A 4,873-nucleotide genomic window follows, 5' to 3' on the forward strand; every position below is an offset into this window, starting at 1 on the left:
CTAGGTGCGCGGGTCAGAATCGGGTGGCGTGGCGCGCGGCGTTGACTCTGGCATCGCGCGCTGACGGTCGCGAACGGGAACGGGCGGGCCGTTGCGGTGTGAGAGCGTGCGGGATCGCACGGCGAGGGGCTCGTGGCGACTGTCGGTGCGTGCTGTGACGCCCAGGGACCCCTGGGGAGGCCTATGCGGGCGCCAGCCCGGCGGCTGTAGCGACGCGGAGCTTGCGGAGGTTGTGGCAGATCGTGTGGAGTAGCCATTCGCCTTGGGCGCCGGCGAGTCCGCGTAGCCGGAGCTGTCCGGCGTTTTGCCGGGTCTTCATCTGCCCGAACGCGGGTTCAACGATGGCTTTGCGGCGCGCGTAGTCGGTGCGGCCCTGCTCGGTGCGCAGCGCGTGCGCCATCCGCTCCCGCCGGCTCGCGTCCTCTGGGGCCGGGTCCGGGGCGCCGGCGGTAGGGAAGCTCTCGCCGTGACGTTGCCGTCCCGTCGCGATCAACACCTGTGCGTCCAGATCGTCGGCGGCTTCGAGGTTGGCTTCCGAGCAGTAGCCCGCGTCAGCGAGGACGACCTCTGGGGAACGCTCGATTCCTGCCGCGTCGAGGTTCCGTAGGGTCTGCTCGGCCATCGGGACGAACTGCTGGATATCGGTGGCCTGCTGGGTGACCTCGGCGCTCAACACGATCTGGTGGCCCTCATCGACAACGGCCTGCGCGTTGAACGCGTAATCGAAGCCGCGGACCGTCTTCATCATCCGCGCCTCAGGATCGGTGAAATTGCGTTGCGCTTTCGGCTTCGGCGCCGCCGTGTCCACCGCAGTCGCGACGGCCGCGTCGGCCTGCTCAGGGGGCTGACCGGCGGCGTCGGCCTTCTTCCGCGCCACGGCTGCCGCCTTCTCGGCGGCGTCGGCCTCGATCGCGTCCTTCGCGGCACGTAGTTTTGCCAGGCGCCCCTCACGGCGGGCCAGCTCCGGGGCGACCTCGTCCCCGCGCCGGTCCTGGCCGAACTGCTGATCCTCGGCCTCATCGACCGCCTCCGCCTCGGCGAGCAGCGCAGCGACCTCGGCTTGGAGCTGATCGATCTTCGGCACGATCCGGTCATAGCTCATCGCCTTATGCCGCGACGCGTTCGCAGCCAGCTTCGTGCCATCCAGCGCGACCCGCCCCAACCGCACCAGCCCCGCCTCCGCGCAGACCCGCAGCACCTGCAGGAACAACCCCGGCAGGGCATCCAGGTGACGCCGACGAAACCGGGCCAGCGACCGGTAGTCGGGCGCCTGGTTGCCCGACAGCCACCGGAAGGCGATATCGCGCTTGCAGCGCCGCTCCAACTCACGAGACGAGGTCACGCCCGTCGCGTACGCGAACAGCAGCAGCTTCAACATCATCCGCGGGTCATACGGAGGCGCACCCGAGGCGGACGCGTACGACGCGTAGACCGGCGTCAGATCCAAGAGCTCTTCGACGACCTCGGAGATGAACCGGGCCTCATCATCCTCGTCCAGCCAGTCATCCAGACTCGGCGGGAGCAGGAAACACTGCCCCTGGTCATACCCACGGAACGTCTTGCCCGCACCCGCCGGTGCAGCCGATCCCGGCGCCCGCGCCTCACCCGGCTCGACCTCGAACAGACCCTCCAGGCTGGCAGTCACCGTCATGAATCGATTCTCCCAGCACCCCGCGCTATCCACCGGATTCACCCCGGCGCGTTAACGGAAGGATCTGACCCACGCACCTAGGTCGGCCTCCTGCGAGGTCGGCTCCCGGCGCGCCCGGACTCGGGCTCTCGGCGCGTGCGCGCTCGCCACGCCGGCGCGGGCGACTCAGCAACTCGACATACTCCCGAAGTGGGCATATGGTCGACGCATGAGCGCGCCACTGGGAACGACCGCCTTCTGGATCCTCACGAGCCTCACCGAGGGGCGCCGCCACGGCTACGCGATCCTGCGACATGTGGACGAGGCATCCGGCGATCCCGGCTCCCTCAAGACCACGACGCTCTACGCGACGATCGAGCGCCTGCAGACGCGCGGACTCGTCGTTGACGACGGCGATGAGATCGTGGACGGGCGAGCACGCCGCTACTACGCACTCACAGACACGGGACGGACCCGCCTCGAAGAAGAGCTCGCCGACCTCGAAAATCGGGCATCCGCGGCGCGGCGGGCGCTCGCGTCCCCGCACCCCGCGCCCGCCGTCGGCGTGGCGACGTTCGCATGACGGCTCCGGACGAGCGCGCATTCCGCGCCCTGCTGCGCTGGTACCCGCGCCGCTGGCGAGAGCGCAACGGTGAGGTTGTGTTGGGCACGATGCTCGACGACGCCGAGGCGCGCGAGCAGCGGATTCCGGATGCCTCGATGCGGCGCGCCGCGGTCGTCCAAGGCCTTGGCGCTCGACTGGATCGACGCGCGGCTATCGTCGCGGCATCCCTCGCCGTTGCCTTCGGACTCGCGGGCATACCGCTCCTGTTCGCGGGAGCGGGCCCCATCGGATTGATACCCGGTTTCGGAGCCGCGCCGCTGTTCATGCTTCTCGCCATCGTCGCCACGCTCCGGACGCGCGGGATCCTCTCCGCCCCCGAGGCGCTGGCCGCCTTCGCACTCGCGGTGCCGGCCGCCGTCTTGTCGACCCTTGCCGCTCTCTCGTGGTCGGTCGGCTTCGATGAGGGCGATGCGGGAATCACCCGCAGCTGGTTCGCTCAGGCTTTCGTGTGGTTCTTCACGGCCGCGTGGCTTGCCGCCACCGCGTGGGGTGCCGTCGTTCTGGGCGGAATTCTTCGGGCCCTGACCGTGCCTACGGGGTGGGCGCGGCTGGGCGGCGGCGGGTGCACCATAATCACCTATCCCCTGCTGGCGTTCACCCTGCTGAGCCCCACAACCGGGGCACTCGTCGCTGTGGCAACCCTGGGCGGGGTGATTCTGCTGACGCGACGCAAATCAACGGCGGCAGGCGCCCCCCGTTCCGCGGGGCCCGCGGCAAGGATGCCCCGCCCGGCCCGCCCGAGCGTGTTGGCCTGCGCAGCGGCGTCGACTGTTGCGGGAGTGGGCGCCATCGTCTTCGCGCTCACCGGTAGCGGGTGGAGCGGTGTCACCCTGGATTCGACCGAGGCGATGCGTGCCGGAATCGTCGCGGGATTCCTTGCCGCACTGCCGTATTGCGCGGCGATCGGGCTGTTGCGATCCCACGACTATCGCACGATCGACACCTGGGGCCCGCCGACGCTCATCGCGATCGCATTGCTCATCGCCGCGACGGAGAACGTCATCGGGGGCGGTGACGGCAACCGGATCGTCTGGGCCCTGACGATCGCCGCGCTGCCCCTCGGCGGTGCCGTCACCTGGATTCTCGCGGTGGGTCGCTGGGCCTCTCGGGTCGTTCGGACGACGATCGCGGCCCTGTGCGGCGCATCCGTCGTCATCCTCGGCACATCGATCCAGATGCTTCCGTTCGTCCTGCCGATCGCGGCGCTGGTCCTCGCCATCGGCGAAGCCCGCCGCCTGACCGCGCACCGCGGCCGTCGCACCCAGCCCTCACGCGCCGCAGTTGCGTAGGCCCGGGGTGGGGCGCCGAACTGTCACAGACCGCTCTATTCGGCGCGGCGGTTTCAGGTGGCTAGTGCAACACCGTTGATCAGTTCGTTGATCATGTCAGCTGGTTTCCGGTAGCCCAAGGTGCGGCGTGGTCGGATGTTCAGCAGCCGCTGTGTCTCGGCAAGGTCGTCGTCGGTGACCTCGTTGAAGTTCGTGCCCTTGGGGTAGAAGTCACGGATCAGGCCGTTCGTGTTCTCGTTCGTGCCTCGCTGCCAGGGCGAGTGGGGGTCGCAGAAGAACACCTTGCAGTCGCTGGCGATCGTGAACGCGGCGTGCTCGGCCATCTCTGCGCCTTGGTCCCACGTGATCGTGCGAGTCAGCGTCGCGGGGAGTTCCGCGATCATGCTGGCAAGCACGTCGGTGACGGTCTTGCTGTCGCGCTGCCCCGGCAGCCGGCCCAAGAGCGTGAACCTGTGCTTGCGTTCGACAAGTGTCACGATCCCGGAGTTGCCGGGCCCAACGACGAGATCGCCTTCCCAATGCCCTGGCACCGCCCGGTCCTCGACTTCAGCGGGACGATCGGTCAGTCGTGCCCCGTCCAGCCAGGGGCGACTGGACCGGCGCGGCAGCTTCGACTGCGGGACCCGTGTTGTTCGTCCGGACCGCAACGCCTTCTCAACCGTCAGCTCGTGTCGTAACGCGCCCTTGCCTTGCACGTAGAGCGCCTGGTAGATCGTCTCGTGCGACACGTGCATCTCCGGGTTATCGGGAAACAGCAGCTTCAACTCGCCCGCGACCTGTTGCGGCGAGTACTTGTCGTTCAAGCGTGACACGACCGCCGCTCGCACCGCGGGCTGTTCCAGCTTTCCCGGCCGAGACCGCGGCCGCGCCGCTAACGCCCGATAATGCGCGATACGCGCGTCATAATGACGCGTCTCCCAGTGCTGCACCTGGTGCGCGCGGATCTCGCGAGAGACCGTCGAGGCCGACACCCCGAGCTCCGCCGCGATCCGTCGAACCGACAGCGGCGGACGCATCGCCAGACCCGCCTGGATAAGCGATCGGTCCGCCAGCGTGAGGCGCCGATACTCGCGATCACCACCCTCACCGATCACGGCATCCATCGGCATCGGCCGCGCACCACCGCCTCGACCCATCATCAGTTCCACGCCCGCGAGCCTGGCCCACAACTTCACCACGCTCATGCTGACACCCAGCGTCGGCGCGAACTCGAGCGCCGAGCGACCAGCAATCAGGCCGCGAACCGCCTCCGCGCGCATCGCCCACGGAACCTTCCTCGACACAACACCCTCCTCCATGAAGGCGTTGCGCTAAGAACCTGAAACCGCC

Annotated in this window: 4 protein-coding genes; 2 read left to right on the top strand and 2 right to left on the bottom strand. The window is 68.7% G+C overall.

The features are described 5' to 3' along the window. Positions 1–181: 181 nt before the first annotated feature. On the bottom strand, positions 182–1,651 hold the full coding sequence (locus CGU34_RS12520) for an IS1182 family transposase (protein WP_036294992.1): 1,470 nt from the start codon (positions 1,649–1,651) through the stop codon (positions 182–184). Positions 1,652–1,859: 208 nt separating this feature from the next. On the opposite strand from CGU34_RS12520, the gene CGU34_RS12525 reads away from it, so the two are divergent. Further along, positions 1,860–2,213 (top strand): PadR family transcriptional regulator, encoded by a 354-nt coding sequence (locus tag CGU34_RS12525; RefSeq protein ID WP_036294619.1) that lies wholly within the window; start codon positions 1,860–1,862, stop codon positions 2,211–2,213. Next, the gene (locus CGU34_RS12530; protein WP_036294622.1) at positions 2,210–3,544 is read left to right on the top strand and encodes a hypothetical protein; all 1,335 of its coding nucleotides are present in this window, start codon (positions 2,210–2,212) and stop codon (positions 3,542–3,544) included. The genes CGU34_RS12525 and CGU34_RS12530 overlap by 4 nt, the downstream gene beginning before the upstream one ends. A gap of 53 nt (positions 3,545–3,597) precedes the next feature. Here CGU34_RS12530 and CGU34_RS12535 read toward each other — a convergent pair whose 3' ends face one another. After that, positions 3,598–4,803 carry an IS30 family transposase gene (locus tag CGU34_RS12535; RefSeq protein ID WP_440344722.1) on the bottom strand — a complete coding sequence of 402 codons (1,206 nt, stop codon included), beginning with the start codon at positions 4,801–4,803 and terminating at the stop codon, positions 3,598–3,600. Positions 4,804–4,873: the final 70 nt, after the last annotated feature.

Source organism: Microbacterium lacus, assembly GCF_002812805.1.
GTDB classification, from domain to species: Bacteria; Actinomycetota; Actinomycetes; order Actinomycetales; family Microbacteriaceae; genus Microbacterium; species Microbacterium lacus_A.